Raw genomic sequence first — 21,937 nt, 5'->3', positions numbered from 1 at the left:
TTATTGGTGTTGGCAGGGTTGTGGATAACGAGCCTTGCGCTCCAGGTCATCGAGGTCGATGTGGTTGCGCATGTATTGCTGACTGGCGTCGACCAGGGGCTGGTGATCCCAGCTCTTCAGCGTACCCAGGGTCAGCGCCTGGGCGACGAAACGCCGGCGGCGCTGACTGGCAAGCACCTGTTGGCGGATGACCGGGATGTCCCACTTGGCCCGGGCTTCGGCGAGGAAGGCCGCGAACAGTGATCGATGGGCCGGCGACTGGCTGAGTTCTTCCTGCTCACGCGGGTCGTTGTGCACATCGAAGAGTAGGCAAGGGTCATCTTCGCTGTAGATGAATTTGTAGGCGCCGCGACGAATCATCATCAGTGGGCTGATGGTGCCTTCGGCCATGTACTCGCCGAACACCTCGTCGTGGCCGCCCTGCCCCTGCAAGTGCGGGACCAGGGAGCGGCCATCCAAGGGCAGGCCCGGCTGCAGCTCGCCGCCGGCCAGTTGCACCAGGGTGGGCAGCAGGTCGGCCGTGGACACCGCGGCGCTGACCCGGCCGGCGGCGAACTGCCCCGGCGCGCTGATCAGCAGCGGCACCCGGGCGGCCATTTCAAACCAGTGCATTTTGTACCAGAGGCCGCGCTCGCCGAGCATGTCGCCGTGGTCGCCGGAGAAGACAATGATGGTGTTCTCGGCCAGGCCTGTTTCTTCAAGGGTTTGCAGGAGTTTGCCGACGTTGTCGTCGATGTAGCTGCACGCCCCGAAGTAGGCCCGGCGCGCATCGCGAATCTTATCCACAGGCAGTGGCTTGTCCCACAGGTCGTAGACCTTGAGCAGACGCTGGGAATGGGGGTCTTGGCTGTCTTGCGGCGGGGTCTGCGGCAAGGGGATGTCGGCGTCCTGGTACAGGTCCCAGTAGGCCTTGGGAATGGTGTACGGGTCGTGGGGGTGGGTCATGGACACGGTGAGGCAGAACGGCTGGTCGCCGTCTTCGCGGATGTGATCGAACAGGTATTGCCGGGCCTTGAACACCACCTCTTCGTCGAAATCCAACTGGTTGGTGCGCACGCAAGGGCCGGCCTGCAGCACCGAGGACATGTTGTGGTACCAACTGGGGCGCACGTCGGGCTCGTCCCAGTTCACCGCCCAGCCGTAGTCGGCGGGGTAGATGTCGCTGGTCAGGCGTTCCTCATAGCCGTGCAACTGGTCCGGGCCGCAGAAATGCATCTTTCCCGAGAGCGCGGTGCGATAACCCAGGCGGCGCAGGTAGTGGGCGTAAGTCGGCACATCGGCGGGAAAGTCCGCAGCGTTGTCATAGGCGCCGATCTTACTCGGCAACTGGCCGCTGACCAGGGTGAAGCGCGACGGGGCGCACAGTGGGCTGTTGCAATAGGCGGCGTCGAACACCACGCCTTCGGCCGCCAGGCGGCTGAGGTGGGGCAGCTTGATCGGGGAGGCACCGTAGAACGGCAACAAGGGCGCGGCCATTTGATCGGCCATGATGAAAAGAATGTTCTTGCGCTTCATGTATTCGCGGCATTCCATAGTCGATGGTTATGCGAAAGTGCTGCGATTGAGGATGAAACCCCTGCCATTCGCGGTAAAGCCCATACGCGGCAATGACTAGGATAAGCCCTGCTTATGTATGACGCCCTTGGTAACCTGTCCCTGGACCTGTTACGTGCCTTTGAAGCGGCGGCGCGGCAACGCAGTTTCACCGCCGCTGCCGTGGAGTTGGGCACCACCCAACCGGCCATCAGCCAGCAGATCAAGCGGCTGGAGGAGCAACTGGGCACCCGCTTGTTCGATCGGATCTACCGCGGTATCGAGCTCACCGAGGCCGGGACGGTTCTGTTCGAGCAGGTGCAGGCCGGCCTGCAGAGCATCGACGCGGGCCTCAGCGCCATCAGTGCCCAGCACCAGCACGAGGTGCTGCACGTGGCCACCGACTTCGCCTTCGCCGCCTACTGGCTGATGCCACGCCTGCATCGCTTTCATGAAGCCAACCCGCAGGTGGATGTCAGCCTGGTTACCAGCGAGCGCAGCCACAGCATGCTGCGCAGCGATATCGACGTGGCGGTGCTGTTCGGTGACGGCCGCTTCAAGCAGGGCCAGAGCCATTGGCTGTTCAGCGAGGAAGTGTTCCCAGTGTGCAGCCCCGCGCTGCTCAAGGACCGGGCCGCGCCCCTGCCCGCCCAGGCGTTGCTGGAATGGCCGTTGCTGCACCTGCGGGGCGAGAACAGCAGCCACTGGTTTGACTGGAGCGGGGTCTTTCGCGAACTGGGCATCAGCACGCCGCCCGCGCCCGGGCAGTTGCGCTTTGATAACTACACGCTGTTGATCCAGGCGGCGATCGGCGGCCAGGGCGTGGCCATTGGCTGGCGGCACCTGGTGGATAACTTGTTGGAACAGGGCCTGCTGTGCCGACCGCTGGCCGAGACGGTGATCTCCACCTACGGCTATTACGTGGTGTTGCCCCAGCGCAAACGCCGCAGTGTGCTGATCCAGCAGTTCGTCGATTGGCTGATGACCGAGCAGGCTGGCAGTGCCCAGTCGCTGAATGGCGTCGGGCTGCCGTCGATTGCGGTCTGAGCGCATCCCCGGCGAGTCGTGGCACCATAGCCGGGTTCGGCTTTCTTCCGAGGGTTCTTATGCAACGTATCAAGGGCTACCACGCCCACGTCTACTTCGACGCCAGCACCATCGAGCAGGCCCGGTCCTTGTGTGAACAGGCTGCGCAGTTGTTTCCGTTGAAGATGGGCCGGGTGCATGAGCGGCCGGTGGGCCCGCACCCGGACTGGAGCTGCCAGTTGGCGTTCGAGCCGCAGTACCTGGCCGTGGTGTTGCCGTGGCTGGCGCTCAATCGCAAGGGGCTGGTGGTGTTCTTGCACCCGAATACGGGCAATGACCTGCTGGACCACACCGAGCATGCCCTGTGGATGGGGGCGATGCGGCCGTTGGATCTATCGGGTTTTTGAGGGCGGGGGATCGCCGGCGAGCCGGCTCCTACAAGGGCACAGGGCGGATTGTGGGAGCCGGTGGGTGAGCTGTACGAAAAGTGATCAGTTAAGCACGCCGTCGAGAATCTCATAGACGATGCCGCTGCCAATGGCGATCAGCACGATATCGCCGCCCATGCGCCGCCATTCGTAGCCCTGGTAGCGTGGCAGATGGTTCAGGGCGCGGTTGTCCAGGCGTTCGCCGTAGTAGCCCCGGGGCAGCGGCTGGCCACGCACCAAGTGGATGCCGGGCGGTGGCGGCGCGCCGCGGACGAAGTAGCCATGGTTGTCGCGGATGGTCTGGCGCACCGGGCCGAAGTCCTTGGGCGGGCCGCCACGGCGATCATTCTGTGGGCCGCGATGATCGTTACCCCGGTTGTCCCGTTGTTCCTGCTGCGGGCCGCCACGATCGCCACCGCGATCATTGTCGCCGCGTTGATCGGCCATGGCGTTCATCAGCGGGCTGGCGCTGAGCATCAGCACACCGAGACCGGCAATCAGACGTTTGGGCATTTTCATCAGGTCTTTCCTCACAGCGCGAACAGCAAAAAGGGGTTCAGAACCTGGTCCTGAACCCCTCGGTCTTGCTAGTTAGTCTGTGGCATCGGGTGCTAATTCCTCTGTATCAGGAACTTTACCTTCAGCTGACCCGGGCTTGACGCACGCCCTCGGACAGCGCCGCGCACAGGCTCAACACGCCGTCCACGGCCTGCTCGTGAGTGCTGGCATTGGCGATGTGGTCGATCAGCGCCGAGCCCACGACCACACCGTCCGCCAAGCGGGCGATGGCAGCGGCCTGCTCCGGGGTGCGGATGCCGAAACCGATGCTGATCGGCAGGTCGGTGTGGCGACGCAGGCGGGCCACGGCTTCTTCCACATGTTCCAGGGTGGCGGCGCCGGCACCGGTTACCCCGGCGACCGAGACGTAGTAGACAAAGCCGGAGCTGCCGTCGAGCACCTTGGGCAGACGGGCGTCGTCGGTGGTCGGCGTGGTCAGGCGGATAAAGTCGATGCCGGCGGCCTGGGCCGGGTCGCACAGCTCATTGTTGTGCTCCGGTGGCATGTCCACCACGATCAGCCCGTCCACACCGGCAGCCTTGGCGTCGGCGATAAAGCGCGGCACGCCATAGTGGTGGATCGGGTTGAAGTAGCCCATCAGCACCAGGGGCGTGTCGCTGTTGCCTTCGCGGAATTCGCGAACCATCTGCAGGGTTTTCGCCAGGTTCTGCTTGGCACCCAGGGCGCGGATGTTAGCCAGCTGGATGGCCGGGCCGTCAGCCATTGGGTCGGTGAAGGGCATGCCCAGCTCGATCACGTCGGCACCCGCGGCCGGCAAGCCCTTGAGGATCGCCAGGGAGGTGTCGTAGTTCGGGTCGCCGGCGGTGACGAAGGTCACCAGGGCGGCGCGATTCTGTTCTTTAAGCTGCGCGAAGCGGGTTTGCAGGCGGCTCATCAGTGTTTCTCCTGCTGGGATGGCTCTTGTTGAGACTGTTCCATGTGGTGCATCACGGTCTGCATGTCTTTGTCGCCACGGCCCGAGAGGTTGACCACCATCAGGTGATCCTTGGGCAGGGTGGGTGCGCGCTTGAAGACTTCGGCCAGGGCGTGGGCACTTTCCAGGGCCGGGATGATGCCTTCCAGGCGGCAGCACTGGTGGAATGCGGCCAGGGCTTCGTCGTCAGTCACCGAGGTGTATTCGACGCGGCCGATGTCATGCAACCAGGCGTGTTCAGGGCCGATGCCGGGGTAGTCGAGGCCAGCGGAGATCGAGTGGGCGTCGATAATCTGGCCATCGTCGTCCTGCAGCAGGAAGGTACGGTTGCCGTGCAGTACGCCGGGTACGCCGCCGTTCAGGCTGGCCGCGTGCTTGCCGGTCTCGATGCCGTAGCCGGCGGCTTCAACGCCAATGATCTGCACGCTTTTGTCGTCGAGGAACGGGTGGAACAGGCCCATGGCGTTGGAACCGCCACCGATGCACGCCACCAGGCTGTCCGGCAGGCGGCCTTCCTGGGCTTGCATCTGCTCGCGGGTTTCCTTGCCGATCACTGCCTGGAAGTCGCGAACCATGGCCGGGTACGGGTGTGGGCCGGCCACGGTACCGATCAGGTAGAAGGTGCTGTCGACGTTGGTCACCCAGTCACGCAGGGCTTCGTTCATCGCGTCTTTCAGGGTGCCGGTGCCGGCCACCACCGGGATCACTTCGGCGCCCAGCAGCTTCATGCGGAACACGTTGGCCTGTTGGCGCTCGATGTCGGTGGTGCCCATGTAGATCACGCATTGCAGGCCAAAACGCGCGGCCACGGTGGCGGTGGCCACGCCGTGCATGCCGGCGCCGGTCTCGGCGATGATGCGTTTCTTGCCCATGCGCCGGGCCAGGAGGATCTGGCCGATGCAGTTGTTGATCTTGTGCGCGCCGGTGTGGTTCAGCTCTTCGCGCTTGAGGTAGATCTTGGCGCCGCCACAGTGTTCGGTCAGGCGTTCGGCGAAGTACAGCGGGCTCGGGCGGCCGACGTAGTCGCGCTGGAAGTAGGCCAGCTCCTTGAGGAATTCGGGGTCTTCCTTGGCCACTTCGTATTCACGGGCCAGGTCGAGGATCAGCGGCATCAGGGTTTCGGCGACGTAACGGCCGCCGAACGCACCAAACAGGCCGTTGTCGTCAGGACCATTACGCAATTGGGTCTGGGTCATTGGAGCGCTCCCGTATGAATGAGTGGAAAGACAATGAGCGCCACTCTACCCCTGACACCGGGCCCTGAAAACCGATAAGATCGCCGCAACCTGTCAGGAAAACTCACATATCCCATGAGCCACGACCTGCCCCCTCTGAATGCCCTCCGCGCCTTCGAAGCCACCGCCCGCCTGAACAGCGTCAGCCAGGCTGCCGAAGAACTGCACGTGACCCACGGTGCCGTAAGCCGGCAGTTGAAGGTGCTTGAAGAGCACTTGGGCGTGAGCCTGTTCATCAAAGATGGGCGCGGCCTGAAACTCACAGATGCAGGGCTGCGTCTGCGGGACGTCAGTAGTGAGGCGTTCGAGCGCGTGCGCGGGGTGTGCGCCGAGTTGTCCCAGGGCGGCGTGGATGCGCCGTTCGTCCTCGGCTGCTCCGGCAGCTTGCTGGCGCGCTGGTTTATTCCCCGGCTGGGGCGCTTGAACGCCGACTTGCCGGACCTGCGCCTGCATTTGTCCGCCGGCGAAGGTGACCTCGACCCGCGCCGCCCAGGGCTCGACGCCCTGTTGGTGTTCGCCGAACCCCCTTGGCCGGCCGACATGCAGGTCTATGAACTGGCCCGCGAGCGCATCGGCCCGGTGTTGAGCCCGCGTTATGCCCGTTACGAGGCGCTGCGCCAGGCCCCGGCCGAGGCATTGCTCAACGAACCCTTGCTGCACACCACGTCCCGCCGCCAGGCCTGGCCCAGTTGGGCGCAGCACAACGGCCTCGATGCCCAGGCCCTGAATTACGGGCAAGGTTTCGAGCATTTGTATTATTTGTTGGAAGCGGCGGTGGCCGGGCTGGGGGTGGCGATTGCACCCGAGCCATTGGTGGCCGAAGACTTGCGGGCTGGACGCCTGGTTGCCCCGTGGGGGTTTTGTGACACCCCGGGGCAACTGGCGCTGTGGCTACCCAAGCGCGCCGCAGACGGGCGCGCCCGGCAATTGGCCCAATGGCTCAGGCACGAGCTGGGCCAGACGGCTTAGTCGCCGCGTTTGCACAACAGGTAAGCGGCCAGCAGGCCAATCGCCCCGACCGCAACGCCGGCGGTGGTCCAAGGGTGTTCCTGGGCGTAGTCGCGGGTGGCGATCCCGGTTTCACGGGTTTTCACTTTGACTTCTTCATAGGCATCGCTGAGCAGGCTGCGCGAATGCTTCAGCGCGTTCTCGGCATTGCCTTTCAAGGCCTTGAGGGTTTTACGCGACTCGTCAGACGCGTCGTCCTTGAGGCTCTCCAGGGATTTGAGCAGGCTGGAGATCTCGGCTTCCATACTTTCCAGTGAGGCTTTGCGTAACGAGGTGTTGGCCATGTCGGCTCTCCTGCAGGGTGATGATTGGCGTGTGTAGGTTCCGACTGCGGGGTGCGGCGAAAGTGCAGAAAATCTGAACTTCACTGCGTTCCGGGCGCCACAGGAAATAGCAACAATCACTGCTAGGCTGTCTTCACAGCCAAAAAAGGAGAGCGTTATGACTGATCACCACACTTATAAGAAAGTCGAGCTGGTCGGCTCCTCCCCGACCAGCATCGAGGAGGCCATCAACAATGCGCTGGCCGAGGCTCACAAGAGCATCAAGCACCTGGAGTGGTTCGAAGTCATCGACACCCGGGGCCATATCAAGGACGGCAAAGCCGCGCACTTCCAGGTCACCCTCAAGGTGGGCTTCCGAATTGCCAATAGTTGAAGCCTTGGTCTAGGCTCTTGAACTTGTGCGCTGGCCGAGTGCCATAGGAAATGGCAAAGCGCTACATGTCTTGAGCCTCAGTCAGGCCGGCGTAAATGCTGACCCTTTTGATCCGACCAGGGAATGTGACCGATGAAAAAACTAGTATTAGCTGCAGCGCTGTTGAGCCTTGCGGGAACAGCCCTTGCTGCAGGCAAGCCGTGTGACGAGCTGAAAAGCGAAATCGCCGCGAAGATCGACGCCAAGGGTGCGTCAGGCTATTCGCTGGAAGTGGTCGATAAAGGCGCGGCTGCTGACGGCAAAGTGGTAGGCACCTGCGAAGCCGGCTCCAAGGAGATCGTCTACAAACGCGGCTGACGTTTCTGCCGCGCAAAGAAAACCGACGCCATGGCGTCGGTTTTTTTAGGCCTGAAAGCGGCCTCAGCCTTTCATTATTTGCGCCAGCAGCTCGTAGGAGTGCACGCGGTCGGCGTGTTCGTAGAGGTCGCAGGTGAAAATCAGCTCATCGGCGCCGGTCTGTTCGATCAACACTTCCAGCTTGGCGCGGATCTTCGCCGGGCTGCCGACCATGGCCAGGCCAAGGAAGCTGGCCACCGCTTCTTTCTCGTGGGGCAGCCACAGGCCGTCCATGGACGCCACCGGTTTGCGCTGCACCAGGCTCTGGCCGCGCATCAGGGCGAGGATGCGCTGGTACACCGAGGTCGCCAGGTAGTCGGCCTGCTCGTCGGTGTCGGCGGCCACCAGGGGCACGCCGAGCATCACGTAAGGTTTGTCGAGCACCGCCGAAGGCTTGAAGTGATTGCGGTACACGCGAATCGCCTCGTGCATGTAGCGCGGGGCGAAATGCGAGGCAAAGGCATAAGGCAAGCCGAGCTCACCGGCCAGTTGCGCGCTGAACAGGCTCGAACCCAGGAGCCAGACCGGGACGTTGGTACCGGTGCCCGGCACGGCGATCACCCGTTGTTCCGGGCTGCGTGGGCCGAGGTAGGCCATCAGTTCGGCAACGTCTTCGGGGAAGTCGTCGGCGCTGCCGGAGCGTTCCCGGCGCAGGGCGCGGGCGGTCATCTGGTCGGACCCCGGGGCGCGGCCCAGGCCCAGGTCGATGCGCCCCGGGTAGAGGCTTTCCAGGGTGCCGAACTGCTCGGCGATCACCAGCGGCGCATGGTTGGGCAGCATCACCCCGCCGGAGCCGACGCGAATGCTCGAGGTTCCGCCGGCCAGGTAGCCCAGCAGCACCGAGGTCGCGGAACTGGCGATGCCGTCCATGTTGTGGTGCTCGGCGACCCAGAAGCGCGTGTAGCCGAACTTCTCTACGTGTTGCGCCAGGTCCAGGGAATTGCGCAGGGATTGCGCCGGGCTGCCGTCTTCACGCACGGGCACCAGGTCGAGGGTGGAAAACTTGATCTCGGACAGCGGTTTCATAAGCCTGCTTCTCCAATGGCTGCGCAGGCGTTTGTCGTGGGCGGCAAAACCTGGCGAATTCTATAAGTCAGTTCTATGCAATGTGGGCATATACCCGAGATTCAATAGCAGGCTGTGAATTGCTCGCCGATAAATGGCTTGGAATACCCGGGTGAACTTTGCCCGTCCTTCTATCCTCAGACCTTTGAGCAGCACAAACCAATGGCGCGCCACCCGTCGCGTCGGTTCTTGAGGAGACGGATATGAGTATCAAAAAGAAAGCATCGGCTCATTGGGAAGGTGACCTGAAAACCGGCATCGGTTCGATTTCCACTGAAACCGGAGTCCTGCGTGAAGCGCCTTATGGCTTCAAGGCGCGCTTTGAAGGGGGCAAGGGCACCAACCCGGAAGAGCTGATCGGCGCCGCCCATGCGGGTTGTTTCTCCATGGCGTTTTCCATGATTCTCGGTGACGCCGGCTTGAAAGCCGACAGCATCGACACTCAGGCAGAAGTCACCCTGGACCAGGTCGACGGCGGTTTTGCGATTACGGCGGTGCACCTGATCCTCAAGGCGAAAATCCCCGGCGCCAGCCAGCAGCAATTCGAAGAGTTGAGCACCAAGGCCAAGGAAGGATGCCCAGTGTCCAAGGTTCTGAATGCCAAGATCAGCCTCGACGCGACCCTGGTCAGCTAAAGACCCTACTCGGCCTGCACGGCCATTGCCGACAACATGTCGGCGATGGCCGGCTGGTCAACCCTCCACATCCAGCATCCAATGACGCCGCACCTGGCGCCGTTGCCAGCGTGAGTTGTATTGCTGGCTTTCGCGGCTTTGGGCGAACAACTGGCAACCGCCCTCCGCGGCTTCCCCCAAGTTGAAAGTTCGGCGTGCGCCGATGGCGTGTTTGTCTGAGCCGTAGAAGGCGATCACGCGAATTTCCAGGTCGAGAAAACGCCAGGCTGCATCGGGCAGGTGCCCCTGCATGGGGATGTCGTGCAGCAGCGCCAGGCGCTGGATCAAGGTGGCGAAGGTGCCGATGTGGGTGAAGTCGCCCGTGCGCAACGGCCCTTGGCGCGTGGCCTTGTGCAGGATCAGGTCCTGTTCGATCTCGCCCTTGCTCTCTTCGCGGATATCAGTGACATCGCAGCACAGCGGGCCTTGGCTGGTGTTGAGCCGCAACACGATCTGGTTGATGAAGATCGGTTCGGCGCTCATGTTGCTGATCAGGCACAGCGAGCCGATGCCTTTGCCGGCGCCACGGTTGATGATGATGCGCGGGCGCCGCTGGCGCTGGTAATTGTTGAGCAGCAGTTGTGCATAGAGAATCCACACCACCAGGGTGCCAACGCTCACTAGCAGTGTCAGGGGATCCTTGTATTCGCGTAGCCATTCCACCAGTTGCCAGTTCATGTGCGCGCCTATTGTGCTATTCACCCTCTTCGAGCCCGGCATCGGGCGCGGGGTTCAGCTGAATGTGCGTGGGCTCAGAACTCGCTTGGTCAAAAGGCAGTCAGACAAAGTGTCTGCAGCTTCAGCTCATGGGTATGGGCGCTGCAGCAAGGGAGCGGTACATCATGAAACGTTTTGCCTTGGCGGTAGTTTGTTGCGCACTGGCCACGTCGGCCCTGGCGGCCCCCAAGCCCTGTGAAGAACTCAAGGCCGAGATCGAAGCCAAGATCCAGGCCCAGGGCGTGGCGTCCTACACCCTGGAAATCGTCAGCAATGACGAAGTCCACGACAACAACATGGTGGTCGGCAGCTGTGAAAACGGCACCAAGAAGATCATCTATCAGAAGAACGATCGCTGAACCCACTCAGGGCACGCAGTGGATCAGGCGCTCTTCGGCCACCACCTGGCGTTGCGGGTTATACAGCCGGGCGCTGGGGGTGAAGGTCAGCGAGCGGGCTTCCAGCAGGTAACGCTGGCCGGCCTCGAACCGGTCGTAGTTCAAGGTCAGGTAGCAGAGGCGTTCTTGCGGGCTGTTCATGCCGCTCATGCCGCTGCCGGGCACTTCGAAATCGAAGCGCACCGTCAGTTCATGGCTGCCGGGGCTGACCTGGAAATAGCGCCCGTCGGTGAGTTTTTGCTTGTCCAGCCGTTCGGCCATTACCAGCTTGCCGCCCGGGGTGCGGGTGATCAGGTCGACCCAGGCCTGTTGCGGGTCGGCGCTGGGCAAGGGGCTGGAGCAGGCGGTCAGGGTGGTGAGGGCGAAAAGCAGCAGGAGCGGGCGCATGATGTCGGCCGATGGGACGCGAAGGGCTCAGCATAACGCCGATCAACTGCGCTGACAGCCTGCCGGTTGTCCGCTGCCCACCAGTTTGCGCTGTTCGTCGTAGAGCTTGGCCCACGGGCGCCAGCCGATGGCCCCGGCCTGCAGTTGGTAGCGCTGGCCGGCGTTGAAGTCGTTGAAGGTCAGGTTCAACTGACAGTCGCGCCACAGCGGTTGGGCCTCGGGGCCGATATTGGTCGGCGCCACGGCGAACTGGTAGCGCACGGTCAATTGATGGTTGCCGGGCTGGACTTCGAAATAACGTTTATCGACGGCGGTCTTTTCGTCCACTTCCAGGGCTTGCAGGGTGCTGTCCTGGTGGGCAGCGAGGTCGATCCAGGCTTGCGTCGGATCGGGGTCGGGCAGGCTGGCGCAGCCATTCAGGGCGAGCAATCCAGTGGTCAACAGCAACACGCGCATGGCGAAACTCCAGGCAGGCGAGATAGTCTGGCGGGCAGACCCTCGGAGGATGATTCGATTTGACTAGGCCGCGTTCAAGCCATGGGTTACTTGATCCCGTTTTGCGTCTTTTGTTTCCGGGCCTGGTGCTTTTGTTGCTCAACGGTTGTTCCAGCCTGGGCTATTACGGGCAGTTGGCCAGCGGCCAGTGGCAGTTGTTGCGGGCGCGTACGCCGGTGCAACAGGTGCTCGACGACCCCGCTCGCGACCCGCAATTGCGGGCCCACCTGGCCCAGTCGCAAAAAGCCCGGGCCTTCGCCAGCCAGCACCTGCACCTGCCGGACAATCAGAGCTATCGCCTGTTTGCCGACATCGGCCGGCCCTATGTGGTGTGGAATGTGTTCGCCACGGCGGAGTTTTCCCTGAGCCCGCAAACCCATTGCTTCCCGATTGCCGGTTGCGTGGCCTATCGCGGCTATTACAGCCAGGGCGCCGCGCGCGGGGAAGCGGCGCTGCAACAGCAGCAAGGCATGGACGTGTCGATAGGCGGGGTGGAGGCGTATTCCACGCTGGGTTGGTTCAATGACCCGATCATCAGTTCGATGCTGCATTGGGGGGATGAGCGTCTGGCGACCCTGATCTTCCACGAACTGGCACATCAGCGCTTTTATGTGCAGGACGACACCGAGTTCAACGAGTCCTTTGCCAACTTTGTCGAGCAGGAAGGCACCCGGCAATGGCGTGCTTATCGCGGCCTGCCGCCCTTGGCTGAAGGGGATCGGCGTCAGCGCGATGAGTTTATCCAGTTGCTGCTCGATTGCCGCAAGCGCCTGGGGCAGCTGTACGCCCTGCCCTTGCCTGCCGAGCAAATGCGCCAGCGCAAGGCCGCGGAGTTCGACCGTCTGCGGCAAGACTATCGCCAACGGCGGGATCACCGGTGGGGCGGCTCCAAGCGCTACGACGCCTGGATCGACGCCCCATTGAACAACGCGCGCTTGCTGCCCTTTGGCCTGTACGACCAATGGGTGCCGGCGTTCGCCGCGTTGTTCGCCCAGGTGAAGGGGGATTGGCCGGCGTTCTACACCGCCGTGGAACAGCTCGGGCGCTTGCCGATCGAGCAACGCAAGGCGGCCCTGGCGAGGCTGGCCGGCGAGAGCTTCGCCCTAGCTCCCTAAACCCTAGCTCCGTAAAAACGCCTGATGCAGCTCGGCCAGGGTCTCGAAGTGATAGGCCGGCGCCTCGGCGGTCAATTCCTCACGGCTGCCAAACCCGTAGCCCACCGCCGCCGCGTCCAGCCCGTTGCGCTGGGCGCCGATCAGGTCGTGCTTGCGGTCGCCGATCATCAGGGTGCTGGCCGGGTCGAGGTGTTCTTCGGCCAGCAGATGGGCGATCAACTGCACTTTGTCGGTGCGGGTGCCATCCAGCTCGCTGCCGTAGATCACCTTGAAGTGCTTGGCAAAATCGAAGTGCCGGGCGATTTCCCGGGCGAATACCCAAGGCTTGGAGGTGGCGATGTACAGCTGTCGGCCCTGCCCGCTCAAGGTTTCCAGCAGCGGCGTGACGCCGTCGAACACGCGGTTTTCATAGAGACCGGTGACCTTGAAGCGCTCGCGGTAGAAATTCACCGCCTCCCAGGCCCGGGCCTCGTCGAAGTCGTAGAACTGCATAAAGGCCTGCAACAAAGGCGGGCCGATAAAGTGTTCGAGCTTGGTCAGGTCTGGCTCGTCGATCCCCAGTTTGCCCAGGGCGAACTGGATCGAGCGGGTAATGCCTTCGCGGGGGTCGGTCAGGGTGCCATCGAGGTCGAACAGAACGGTTTGGTAATGCATGGGGTTTCCTGGGCAGTGGGGCAAAAGGTCAGGGACGGTCGTAGCCTTCGGCCAGGTGCAGGTCCTTGAGTTTCACGTAATTGGCGGCGCTGTAGGTGAAGAACGCACGCTCCTTGTCGGTCAGCGGGCGCACGGCTTTCACCGGGCTGCCCACATACAGGAAGCCGCTTTCCAGGCGTTTGCCCGGCGGCACCAGGCTGCCGGCGCCGATGATCACCTCGTCTTCGACCACTGCACCGTCCATGACGATGCTGCCCATGCCGATGAGGATCCGGCTGCCGATCTGGCAGCCATGGAGCATGACCTTGTGGGCGACGGTGACGTCATCACCGATCAGCAGCGGAAAGCCGTCGGGGTTGAACGGTCCGGCGTGGGTGATGTGCAGTACGCAGCCGTCCTGCACGCTGGTGCGGGCGCCGATGCGGATGCGGTGCATGTCGCCGCGGATCACCGTGAGCGGCCAGATGGAGCTGTCGGTGCCGATTTCGACGTCGCCGATCACCACCGCCGAGCTGTCGACGAAGGCCCGTTCGCCGAGGCTCGGCGTGAGGTTCTGGTAAGTGCGAATGGCCAAGTGGGGTTGCCTCTCTGACATTTATTAATGGGGTCGATAGCTGCGGTTGGCATCGATTGTAATTAAGATGGCGCTACGTTTCTTCCAGCCAAGGTGCCAACCGTGAGCCTGAACAACCCTCTTCTACAGTCCTACGACCTGCCGCCGTTCTCGGCGATCCGTGCCGAGCATGTGCAACCGGCCATCGAACAGATCCTGGCGGACAACCGGGTTGCCATCGCTGAAATCCTCAAGAGCCAAGGCCAGCAGCCGACCTGGGCCGGCCTGGTGCTGGCCATGGACGAGCTGAATGATCGCCTGGGCGCCGCCTGGAGCCCGGTCAGCCACCTGAACGCCGTGTGCAACAGCGCAGAACTGCGTGAAGCCTATGAAGCGTGCCTGCCGGCGTTGAGTGCCTACTCCACCGAAATGGGCCAGAACCGTGAGCTGTTCCAGGCCTTCGAAGCCCTGGCCAATGGCCCGGAAGCCGCGACCTTCGACGTTGCGCAAAAAACCATCCTGGAACATTCCCTGCGGGATTTCCGCCTGTCGGGTATCGACCTGCCGCCCGAGCAACAGCAGCGTTATGCCGAAGTGCAAAGCAAGCTCTCGGAGCTGGGCAGCCGCTTCTCCAACCAGTTGCTCGATGCCACCCAGGCCTGGACCAAGCACGTCACCGACGAAGCGTCCCTGGCCGGCCTGACCGATTCGGCCAAGGCGCAAATGGCTGCCGCCGCGCAAGCCAAGGACCTGGACGGCTGGCTGATTACCCTGGAATTCCCTAGTTACTACGCCGTGATGACCTACGCCGAAGACCGCGCCCTGCGCGAAGAAGTCTATGGCGCCTACTGCACCCGTGCGTCGGACCAAGGCCCGAACGCCGGTCAGAATGATAACGGCCCGGTGATGGAACAGATCCTCGACCTGCGCCAGGAATTGGCCCGGCTGTTGGGTTTCGCCAGTTACTCCGAGTTGAGCCTGGCCACCAAGATGGCCGAATCCAGCGACCAAGTGCTGAGCTTTCTGCGGGACCTGGCCAAGCGCAGCAAGCCGTTCGCCGCCCAGGACTTGGAGCAGCTCAAGGCCTACGCCGCCGAACAAGGCTGCCCGGACCTGCAAAGCTGGGACAGCGGTTTCTACGGTGAAAAACTCCGCGAGCAGCGCTACAGCGTGGCCCAGGAAGCCCTGCGCGCCTACTTCCCGATCGACAAGGTGCTGAGCGGCCTGTTCGCCATTGTCCAGCGCCTGTACGGCATCGAGATTGCCGAGCAGAAGGGCTTCGACACCTGGCACCCGGATGTCCGCCTGTTTGAAATCAAGGAAAACGGCCAGCACGTCGGGCGTTTCTTCTTCGACCTGTACGCACGCGCCAACAAGCGTGGCGGTGCCTGGATGGACGGCGCCCGTGATCGTCGGCGCACCCTGGAAGGCACCTTGCAGAACCCAGTGGCCAACCTGGTGTGCAACTTCACTCCAGCCGTGAGCGGCAAGCCGGCGCTGCTGACCCACGACGAAGTCACCACCCTGTTCCACGAATTTGGCCATGGCCTGCACCACCTGCTGACCCGGGTCGAGCACGCTGGCGTCTCCGGCATCAACGGCGTGGCCTGGGATGCGGTGGAGCTGCCGAGCCAGTTCATGGAGAACTGGTGCTGGGAGCCGGAAGGCCTGGCGCTGATCTCCGGTCACTACGAAAGCGGCGAACCCCTGCCCCAGGACCTGCTGCAGAAAATGCTCGCGGCGAAGAACTTCCAGTCCGGCCTGATGATGGTGCGCCAGCTGGAGTTCTCGCTGTTCGACTTCGAACTGCACGCCACCCACGGTGATGGCCGCAGCGTGCTGCAGGTGCTCGAAGGCGTGCGTGACGAGGTCTCGGTCATGCGTCCGCCAGCCTACAACCGCTTCCCCAACAGCTTTGCGCACATCTTCGCCGGCGGCTACGCGGCCGGTTACTACAGCTACAAGTGGGCTGAAGTGCTGTCGGCGGATGCCTTCTCCAAGTTCGAGGAAGACGGCGTGCTCAACCCGCAGACCGGTCGTGCCTTCCGCGAGGCGATCCTGGCCCGTGGCGGTTCCCAGGCGCCGATGGTGCTGTTCGTCGATTTCCGCGGACGCGCCCCGTCGATTGACGCACTCTTGCGCCACAGCGGCCTGAGCGAGGACGCCGCAGCATGAGTGATGCACCCGTGACCACGACCAAGAAACGTTTTATCGCCGGGGCGGTTTGCCCGGCGTGCAGTGAGCCGGACCGGCTGATGATGTGGAGCGAAGACGGCGTGCCCCACCGTGAGTGCGTGGCCTGCGGTTATGCCGACACCCTGAATGAACAGGGGTTGTCGGTGCCCAAGGAGTTGGGCACGCGGGTCAACACCACAGCGTTGAAAGTGCCGGATACCAAGGTGCAGGCGGTGCAGTTCTTCCCCAACCCCAAGCTCAAGAAAAAGCCCGAATAACCCCGTAAGGGGGCGGGCTGTCTGCACTGGTGACGCGGTTTTGGCAGGAGCCGACTTGCCGGCGATGGCGGTCCTGAGGACGCTATCGCTGACACGCCAGCTCCTATCGCGGCGGTCAATGGGCGGGTTTGCTGGCGCTGACGGTCGATAGCCAACTTTTGACCGAGCAGGTGGCAAACACGCTGGTGCTGCAATCGCCATTGGCCAATGCGCTACGCAGTTTGTCGACATCGGCCTGCATCATGTAGCGAACACTGTCCTTGAAGTGGGTACTTTCGCCGAACCCGCCCTGGGTCATTTCATTCAGGGCGTCCTCTTTGCTCCAGCCCTGGACCACCACTCGGTACATCGCCGACATCAACCCTGTGCGATCGGAACCGTGCTTGCAATGCATCAGCACCGGGCCTTGGCTCTCGGCTTCTTGAATGGCCCGCAACGCCGCCAGCACATCGGCATCGTCCACATGGTTGGTCCGATAAGGCAATTGCACCTGCTTGATCCCCGGGCTCGACAGCCAGTCGGCATCGGACTCCGGCAGGAAGGTGATTACCGTCCCCACCTTGAGTTTTTCCAGCAACGGCACCGCCCCTTTGTCGGGCAAGGCGCTGCGATAGAGGGTGGGCGACATCTGATACAGGTTGTATTGCACCTCCACCGGCTGCGCCCATTGTTCCGGGCGGGTCGAGGGCGTGGAGGCAGCCTGCACCTGTGGCCACGCGAGCAGCGCCAACAATGACAAACAGAGAGCAGGGAGGACGCGGGTTCTGGACATGCGCAGTGAGCCGTAGATGAGGGATAGGCGGATGCCAGGCAGCTTCGGCCTCGGGCAGTCAAAGGCCCGTGAGGCGTTCGTCAAAGATTCGTGAAGTCGCCGGTTTCAGGGGGCTTTTCCGGTCTTTCGTGACGGTTTGCACCCGCTTCGATGGTGGCAAGGATCAAGGCCCAGGCGAACCGGTGCCCTGAAGGTCACGGGGTTTCGGTCGGGCGGTGCTGGTCAGATAAATCTGGCTCCATTACTGTATGTGCATACAGTAATGGAGCGCCGTCCATGTTTACCCCTTTACCTCCCCGCGGTCGCGGCACTGCGAGCAACCCGCACAACCGTTTTGCCGCCCACCGCTCGGTGGCCGAGGACGATGGCTGGTATCAGGAAGTGCCGCTGACCCAAGGCACGGAAGTCCGTTTTGAAACGGCGAAGACCATCATCACCCGCAACCAGTCGCCGGACCTGCCCTTTGACCGCTCGATCAACCCCTATCGCGGTTGCGAGCATGGCTGTATCTACTGCTACGCACGGCCCAGCCATGCTTATTGGGATATGTCGCCGGGGCTGGATTTCGAGACCAAGCTGATCGCCAAGAGCAACACCGGCGCGCTGCTGGAGCAGCAGTTGTCCAAGCCGGGTTATCGCTGCGCGCCGATCAACCTGGGTTCCAACACCGATCCCTATCAGCCCATCGAACGTGAACAGCAGCTCAGCCGGCGCACCCTGGAAGTGCTGCTGCGCTATCGCCATCCGGTGACCATTGTCACCAAGGGGTCGCTGATCCTGCGGGACCTGGACCTGCTGGTCGAGTTGGCGCAGCAACGGCTGGTGGCGGTGATGATCAGCCTGACCACCCTGGACGATGAGCTCAAACGCTTCCTCGAGCCCCGTGCGGCGGCGCCCAAGGCCCGGTTGCGGGCGATCCGGGTGATGCGCGAGGCGGGGATTCCGGTGGGGGTCTTGTGTTCGCCGATGATCCCTATGATCAATGACAGCGAGTTGGAGAGCCTGCTCAGTGAAGCCAAGGCGCCGGCGCGCAAAGCGCGGCCTATATGATGCTGCGGTTGCCGCTGGAGGTGGCGCCGCTGTTCGAGGAATGGCTGTTGGCGCATTATCCCCAGCGCGCCGCCCATGTCTTGAGCCTGATCCGCCAGACCCGTGGCGGCGAACTGTACGACAGCCGCTTTGGTGCACGGATGCGCGGTGAAGGCCCCTTCGCCGAACTTCTGGCCCAGCGTTTTGCCAAAGCCAGCAAGCGCTTGGGGCTTGATCGTCGTGACAACTTCAACCTGGATTGCACGGCCTTTTGTCCGCCAGGCGGGCAGATGTCATTGCTCTAGCAGCCCATGGCCTAAGGTTTAAGGGCTGCCCCGGACAGGCTGGTCACGTTTTTGCAGAGGCAATAGTGGCGATCTAGAGCCCTCCGTTCAGTTTGAGTTAAGTTTTTGCCGCTACCTTGTTCACCAAGTGACCCACAGGTCGCGATGGGCGGTCTGGTTGTTTTTTAATCAATCACTGGCGTCCTGCCGGATAAATCTGGAAAATTCACCTAATCCGTCAAAGAGGATGAATCATGAGTGACAAGGATAAACAGCCATTGGCTGCATCGGCTTCAGCCCCCAGCCAGGGCGCCGAAAGCGCCGATGCAGCGCTGCAAAATATCGTTGAGGGTTTTTTGCGTTTTCATCACGAGGTTTTTCCGCAACAGGAAGAGCTCTTCAAAAAACTCGCCACCGCCCAGCAACCCCGGGCGATGTTCATTACCTGCGCGGACTCGCGCATCGTTCCAGAGCTGATTACCCAGAGTTCCCCCGGCGACCTGTTCGTTACCCGTAACGTCGGCAACGTGGTGCCGCCCTACGGACAGATGAACGGTGGCGTCTCCACCGCCATCGAGTACGCGGTGCTGGCTCTTGGGGTGCATCACATCATTGTTTGCGGGCATTCGGACTGTGGCGCCATGCGCGCCGTGCTCAACCCGCAAAGCCTGGAAAAAATGCCCACGGTCAAAGCCTGGCTGCGTCATGCCGAAGTGGCCAAGACCATGGTTCATGAAAACTGTGATTGCGCCGACGAAAGCGCCAGCATGCATGTGCTGACCGAAGAAAACGTCATCGCCCAGTTGCAGCATTTGCGCACCCACCCTTCCGTGGCTTCGCGCATGGCTAACGGCCAGTTGTACATCCACGGCTGGGTGTACGACATCGAAACCAGCGCCATCAAGGCCTACGACGCCGATCAAGGCTGTTTCCTGCCGCTTGATGGCAGCCATCCGGTGCCGGTTGCGACGCCCAAAGCGCGCTTCTAAATCCTCCTAACGACCTGTGTGGTTCAAGCCATGACTGCCTTTTGTGCGGTCTGGCTTCGCCATGCCTGAAGAAAACTTCGGGAGAATTGTCATGCGTGCAGCACAACTCAAAGCGGTTTTGCCACGGGAGCTGATGGCGTCCGTGGTGGTGTTTCTGGTGGCCCTGCCCCTATGCATGGGGATCGCCATTGCCTCGGGCCTGCCGCCGGCCAAGGGCTTGATTACCGGGATCATCGGCGGGCTGGTGGTGGGCTGGCTGGCCGGCTCTCCCCTGCAGGTCAGCGGCCCGGCCGCCGGGCTGGCGGTGCTGGTGTTCGAATTGGTGCGCCAGCACGGGGTGGTGATGTTGGGACCAATCCTGCTGCTGGCGGGCTTCCTGCAACTCTTGGCCGGGCGTTTGCGCCTGGGCTGCTGGTTCCGGGTCACGGCGCCGGCGGTGGTCTACGGCATGTTGGCGGGGATTGGTGTGTTGATCGTGCTGTCCCAGGTCCATGTGATGCTCGACGCCAAGCCCAATGCCTCGGGGCTGGATAACCTGGCGGGCTTCCCGGGGGCGGTGGCCGAGGCCTTGCCGAGCCTGGGCTGGCAGGCCGGGGCATTGGGGCTGGGCACCATCGCGGTGATGTACCTCTGGGAAAAACTTCGCCCCCAGGCGCTGCGTTTTATCCCGGGCGCCTTGCTTGGCGTGGGGGCGGCGACCTGCGTAAGCCTGGTCCTGGCGTTGCAGGTAAACCGGGTCAACGTGCCGGAAAACCTGGCCGAGGCCATCGACTGGTTGCGCCCCAGCGACCTGCTCAACCTGGCGGATCCGCAGTTATTGATCGCGGCCTTCGCCGTGGCCTTTATCGCCAGCGCTGAAACCCTGCTTTCGGCCGCTGCTGTGGACCGCATGCACAGCGGCCAGCGTTCGGACTTTGACCGCGAACTCTCGGCCCAAGGCGTCGGCAATATGCTCTGCGGATTGCTAGGGGCGTTGCCCATGACCGGCGTCATTGTGCGCAGTTCGGCCAATGTCCAGGCGGGGGCGACGACACGTTATTCGGCGATTTTCCATGGTTTGTGGCTGCTGGGTTTTGTGCTGTTGCTGTCCAGCGTGCTGCAAAGCATTCCGGTGGCGAGCCTGGCCGGGGTGCTGGTCTACACCGGTTTCAAACTGGTGGACCTCAAGGCTTTCCGTGGCCTGGGACGTTACGGGCGGATGCCGATGCTGATCTACGGGGTCACGGCCCTGGCGATTATCTTCAGCGACTTGCTCACCGGGGTACTGATTGGTTTCGGCCTGACCCTGGCCCAGCTGGCCTGGAAAGCCTCGCGCTTGAAAATCAGCCTGATCGACCTGCCAGAGCCTGGTGAGATGGAGTTGCGACTGGTGGGGGCGGCGACCTTTCTCAAAGTGCCGGCGTTGACCCGGGTTCTGGGGACCATCCCGGCGGGCACCACCGTGCACGTACCGCTGAATAACCTGAACTACATCGATCATTCCTGCCTGGAATTGCTGGAGGAATGGGCACGGGCCAACAGCGCCAAGGGCAACCGGCTGTTGATCGAGGAGCGAGGCTTGAAGCGGCGCCTGGAGGGACGCTTGACCACCACCACGGGCGTGGGGTCGGGGCGGGCGATGGTTGCGGTCGATACCGGCGGGCGCTGAGTGCACCCTTCGTGGCGAGTGGGGGCAAGCCCCCTCGCCACGCGTTTTGGGTTCAATCAGCCCGGGTCATGTGGGCTGTGATTCAGGCGGCAGGCTGGTCCAGTTCCAGTTCCACACCCAGTTGGCGTGACAGGCACGGCCAGCGTTTCCAGGCGGCTTCGGTGTCCGGGCTGGCGAGCTTGTCGCGGTAGGCTTCCACCGACTCCAGGGCGAAGCTGTCTTCATCGAGCATGGCGTCCACGGCGTGGTGCACCGCTTCATCCAGTTGGTTGGCGAAGTCTTCGCCGATCAGTTGGTGGGCGATCAGGTTGGCGACCGTGGTGTCCAGAGGGATCAGCGGCTGGCCGAAGTGTTTGATGTAGAGATCGTTGACCTCTTCCACCAGGCGGTGAGCCAGGTAGGCCTCGTCCAGCAGGCTATCGAGGCCGACATGGCCGTCCATGATGGCCGGCGGCTGGATAAAGAACTGCTCGGCAATTTTCAGTACCGGCTTGATCTGCGATTCGATGCCGGCCTCGCGGGCGACCTCGTTGGCAGCGTCGAGCAGGTCGGGCACTTGGTCGATATACGCGGCGACAAAACGGGTCATCACGCCGTTGGCGTCGACATCAGGCAGTTGGATGGCGGGGTGCAAGTGAGGCAGTTGGGTTTCCAATTGACGCGTCAATTGGCCTGTGCTGGCTTCGTGTTGCTGGGCCAGTCGGATTTGCTCGCGCAACGCGGCGGTGTTCATGAAAACTCCAGGGACCATGGGCAATTAAAGAGGGCAGACATAAGTTAGCCTGATCAAAAAATCGGCTAAGACGCATTTGTCATAATTATTTCATGCTTAGTCATGGCGGTTATATCGAATTGCCATCTTCCTCTGCCAACCCCCCTCTTTTCGTGGCTTGTGTGGCCTGTCCATGCTGTTTTTGCTGATTTGCCCC

Annotated in this window: 25 protein-coding genes and 1 pseudogene; 13 read left to right on the top strand and 13 right to left on the bottom strand. The window is 62.5% G+C overall.

Annotated elements, in window-relative coordinates; genetic code table 11:
- Nucleotides 1–1,515 (bottom strand): choline-sulfatase, encoded by a 1,515-nt coding sequence (gene betC, locus M1B34_RS04800; RefSeq protein WP_123328024.1) that lies wholly within the window; start codon nt 1,513–1,515, stop codon nt 1–3.
- Between the two features lie 114 nt (nt 1,516–1,629).
- On the opposite strand from betC, the gene M1B34_RS04795 reads away from it, so the two are divergent.
- Both M1B34_RS04795 and M1B34_RS04790 read left to right on the top strand, forming a co-directional pair.
- Nucleotides 1,630–2,580 (top strand): choline sulfate utilization transcriptional regulator, encoded by a 951-nt coding sequence (locus M1B34_RS04795; RefSeq protein ID WP_268264557.1) that lies wholly within the window; start codon nt 1,630–1,632, stop codon nt 2,578–2,580.
- Between the two features lie 59 nt (nt 2,581–2,639).
- Nucleotides 2,640–2,966 carry a DOPA 4,5-dioxygenase family protein gene (locus M1B34_RS04790; RefSeq protein WP_268264556.1) on the top strand — a complete coding sequence of 109 codons (327 nt, stop codon included), beginning with the start codon at nt 2,640–2,642 and terminating at the stop codon, nt 2,964–2,966.
- A gap of 84 nt (nt 2,967–3,050) precedes the next feature.
- On the opposite strand, the gene M1B34_RS04785 is transcribed toward M1B34_RS04790, so the two are convergent.
- From M1B34_RS04785 to trpB, 3 genes are all read right to left on the bottom strand, one after another.
- The gene (locus M1B34_RS04785) at nt 3,051–3,506 is read right to left on the bottom strand and encodes an anti-virulence regulator CigR family protein (RefSeq protein WP_123328027.1); all 456 of its coding nucleotides are present in this window, start codon (nt 3,504–3,506) and stop codon (nt 3,051–3,053) included.
- Nucleotides 3,507–3,627: 121 nt separating this feature from the next.
- A complete protein-coding gene (trpA, locus tag M1B34_RS04780; protein ID WP_123328028.1) occupies nt 3,628–4,440 on the bottom strand; it encodes a tryptophan synthase subunit alpha in 813 nt (270 codons plus the stop codon).
- A complete protein-coding gene (trpB, locus tag M1B34_RS04775) occupies nt 4,440–5,675 on the bottom strand; it encodes a tryptophan synthase subunit beta (RefSeq protein ID WP_123328029.1) in 1,236 nt (411 codons plus the stop codon). Before trpB ends, trpA begins: the two co-directional genes overlap by 1 nt.
- Nucleotides 5,676–5,789: 114 nt before the next feature.
- Between trpB and M1B34_RS04770 the strand changes: the two genes are divergently transcribed.
- Nucleotides 5,790–6,683 (top strand): LysR family transcriptional regulator, encoded by an 894-nt coding sequence (locus tag M1B34_RS04770; protein WP_268261122.1) that lies wholly within the window; start codon nt 5,790–5,792, stop codon nt 6,681–6,683.
- On the opposite strand, the gene M1B34_RS04765 is transcribed toward M1B34_RS04770, so the two are convergent.
- Complete coding sequence (locus M1B34_RS04765) at nt 6,680–7,006, bottom strand: ElaB/YgaM/YqjD family protein (protein WP_123328031.1); 327 nt, start codon at nt 7,004–7,006, stop codon at nt 6,680–6,682. The two genes, M1B34_RS04770 and M1B34_RS04765, sit on opposite strands and share 4 nt — an antisense overlap.
- Before the next feature lie 157 nt (nt 7,007–7,163).
- Here M1B34_RS04765 and M1B34_RS04760 point away from each other — a divergent pair, with 157 nt between their 5' ends.
- The gene (locus M1B34_RS04760) at nt 7,164–7,379 is read left to right on the top strand and encodes a dodecin (RefSeq protein WP_123328032.1); all 216 of its coding nucleotides are present in this window, start codon (nt 7,164–7,166) and stop codon (nt 7,377–7,379) included.
- A gap of 132 nt (nt 7,380–7,511) precedes the next feature.
- A complete protein-coding gene (locus M1B34_RS04755; RefSeq protein ID WP_123328033.1) occupies nt 7,512–7,736 on the top strand; it encodes a DUF1161 domain-containing protein in 225 nt (74 codons plus the stop codon).
- 63 nt (nt 7,737–7,799) lie between these two features.
- Here M1B34_RS04755 and M1B34_RS04750 read toward each other — a convergent pair whose 3' ends face one another.
- Nucleotides 7,800–8,801 carry an LLM class flavin-dependent oxidoreductase gene (locus tag M1B34_RS04750; protein WP_123328034.1) on the bottom strand — a complete coding sequence of 334 codons (1,002 nt, stop codon included), beginning with the start codon at nt 8,799–8,801 and terminating at the stop codon, nt 7,800–7,802.
- A gap of 242 nt (nt 8,802–9,043) precedes the next feature.
- On the opposite strand from M1B34_RS04750, the gene M1B34_RS04745 reads away from it, so the two are divergent.
- Nucleotides 9,044–9,475: an OsmC family protein gene (locus tag M1B34_RS04745; protein WP_123328035.1), complete on the top strand. Its 432-nt coding sequence runs from the start codon at nt 9,044–9,046 to the stop codon at nt 9,473–9,475.
- 57 nt (nt 9,476–9,532) lie between these two features.
- Here the strand turns inward: M1B34_RS04745 and M1B34_RS04740 are convergent, their stop codons facing one another.
- Nucleotides 9,533–10,192: a hypothetical protein gene (locus tag M1B34_RS04740; protein ID WP_185039026.1), complete on the bottom strand. Its 660-nt coding sequence runs from the start codon at nt 10,190–10,192 to the stop codon at nt 9,533–9,535.
- A gap of 164 nt (nt 10,193–10,356) precedes the next feature.
- On the opposite strand from M1B34_RS04740, the gene M1B34_RS04735 reads away from it, so the two are divergent.
- A complete protein-coding gene (locus tag M1B34_RS04735) occupies nt 10,357–10,590 on the top strand; it encodes a DUF1161 domain-containing protein (RefSeq protein WP_123328036.1) in 234 nt (77 codons plus the stop codon).
- Nucleotides 10,591–10,596: 6 nt separating this feature from the next.
- Here M1B34_RS04735 and M1B34_RS04730 read toward each other — a convergent pair whose 3' ends face one another.
- Both M1B34_RS04730 and M1B34_RS04725 read right to left on the bottom strand, forming a co-directional pair.
- Nucleotides 10,597–11,016, bottom strand: coding sequence for a PA0061/PA0062 family lipoprotein (locus M1B34_RS04730; protein ID WP_123328037.1), 420 nt, complete (start codon nt 11,014–11,016; stop codon nt 10,597–10,599).
- Nucleotides 11,017–11,058: 42 nt separating this feature from the next.
- A complete protein-coding gene (locus tag M1B34_RS04725; RefSeq protein ID WP_268261121.1) occupies nt 11,059–11,472 on the bottom strand; it encodes a PA0061/PA0062 family lipoprotein in 414 nt (137 codons plus the stop codon).
- Nucleotides 11,473–11,531: 59 nt separating this feature from the next.
- Here M1B34_RS04725 and M1B34_RS04720 point away from each other — a divergent pair, with 59 nt between their 5' ends.
- On the top strand, nt 11,532–12,626 hold the full coding sequence (locus M1B34_RS04720) for an aminopeptidase (protein ID WP_268261120.1): 1,095 nt from the start codon (nt 11,532–11,534) through the stop codon (nt 12,624–12,626).
- 3 nt (nt 12,627–12,629) lie between these two features.
- Here M1B34_RS04720 and M1B34_RS04715 read toward each other — a convergent pair whose 3' ends face one another.
- Complete coding sequence (locus tag M1B34_RS04715; RefSeq protein ID WP_123328040.1) at nt 12,630–13,280, bottom strand: HAD family hydrolase; 651 nt, start codon at nt 13,278–13,280, stop codon at nt 12,630–12,632.
- A 28-nt stretch (nt 13,281–13,308) separates the two neighbouring features.
- Nucleotides 13,309–13,854 (bottom strand): gamma carbonic anhydrase family protein, encoded by a 546-nt coding sequence (locus M1B34_RS04710; RefSeq protein ID WP_123328041.1) that lies wholly within the window; start codon nt 13,852–13,854, stop codon nt 13,309–13,311.
- 102 nt (nt 13,855–13,956) lie between these two features.
- On the opposite strand from M1B34_RS04710, the gene prlC reads away from it, so the two are divergent.
- Nucleotides 13,957–16,008 carry an oligopeptidase A gene (gene prlC / locus M1B34_RS04705; protein WP_268264555.1) on the top strand — a complete coding sequence of 684 codons (2,052 nt, stop codon included), beginning with the start codon at nt 13,957–13,959 and terminating at the stop codon, nt 16,006–16,008.
- Nucleotides 16,005–16,286 carry a YheV family putative zinc ribbon protein gene (locus M1B34_RS04700; RefSeq protein ID WP_123328043.1) on the top strand — a complete coding sequence of 94 codons (282 nt, stop codon included), beginning with the start codon at nt 16,005–16,007 and terminating at the stop codon, nt 16,284–16,286. The genes prlC and M1B34_RS04700 overlap by 4 nt, the downstream gene beginning before the upstream one ends.
- Nucleotides 16,287–16,401: 115 nt before the next feature.
- Here the strand turns inward: M1B34_RS04700 and M1B34_RS04695 are convergent, their stop codons facing one another.
- Nucleotides 16,402–17,058 carry a phosphatase domain-containing protein gene (locus M1B34_RS04695; protein WP_268261116.1) on the bottom strand — a complete coding sequence of 219 codons (657 nt, stop codon included), beginning with the start codon at nt 17,056–17,058 and terminating at the stop codon, nt 16,402–16,404.
- Between the two features lie 276 nt (nt 17,059–17,334).
- On the opposite strand from M1B34_RS04695, the pseudogene M1B34_RS04690 reads away from it, so the two are divergent.
- The 3 genes and pseudogenes from M1B34_RS04690 to M1B34_RS04680 all read left to right on the top strand — a co-directional run bounded on the left by M1B34_RS04690 (nt 17,335) and on the right by M1B34_RS04680 (nt 21,008).
- Nucleotides 17,335–18,392: pseudogene (locus tag M1B34_RS04690) on the top strand (PA0069 family radical SAM protein).
- Nucleotides 18,393–18,625: 233 nt separating this feature from the next.
- Nucleotides 18,626–19,360, top strand: coding sequence for a carbonic anhydrase (locus M1B34_RS04685; RefSeq protein WP_123328048.1), 735 nt, complete (start codon nt 18,626–18,628; stop codon nt 19,358–19,360).
- Between the two features lie 91 nt (nt 19,361–19,451).
- Nucleotides 19,452–21,008 (top strand): SulP family inorganic anion transporter, encoded by a 1,557-nt coding sequence (locus tag M1B34_RS04680; protein WP_268264554.1) that lies wholly within the window; start codon nt 19,452–19,454, stop codon nt 21,006–21,008.
- Between the two features lie 82 nt (nt 21,009–21,090).
- Here M1B34_RS04680 and M1B34_RS04675 read toward each other — a convergent pair whose 3' ends face one another.
- Entirely contained in the window at nt 21,091–21,741 is a 651-nt protein-coding gene (locus M1B34_RS04675) for a hypothetical protein (protein WP_123328050.1), read from the bottom strand.
- Nucleotides 21,742–21,937 lie beyond the last annotated feature (196 nt).

Origin of the sequence: Pseudomonas morbosilactucae (assembly GCF_023241715.1) — a bacterium.
GTDB lineage: Bacteria > Pseudomonadota > Gammaproteobacteria > Pseudomonadales > Pseudomonadaceae > Aquipseudomonas > Aquipseudomonas morbosilactucae.
This window is presented reverse-complemented; position numbering and strand designations above follow the sequence as displayed.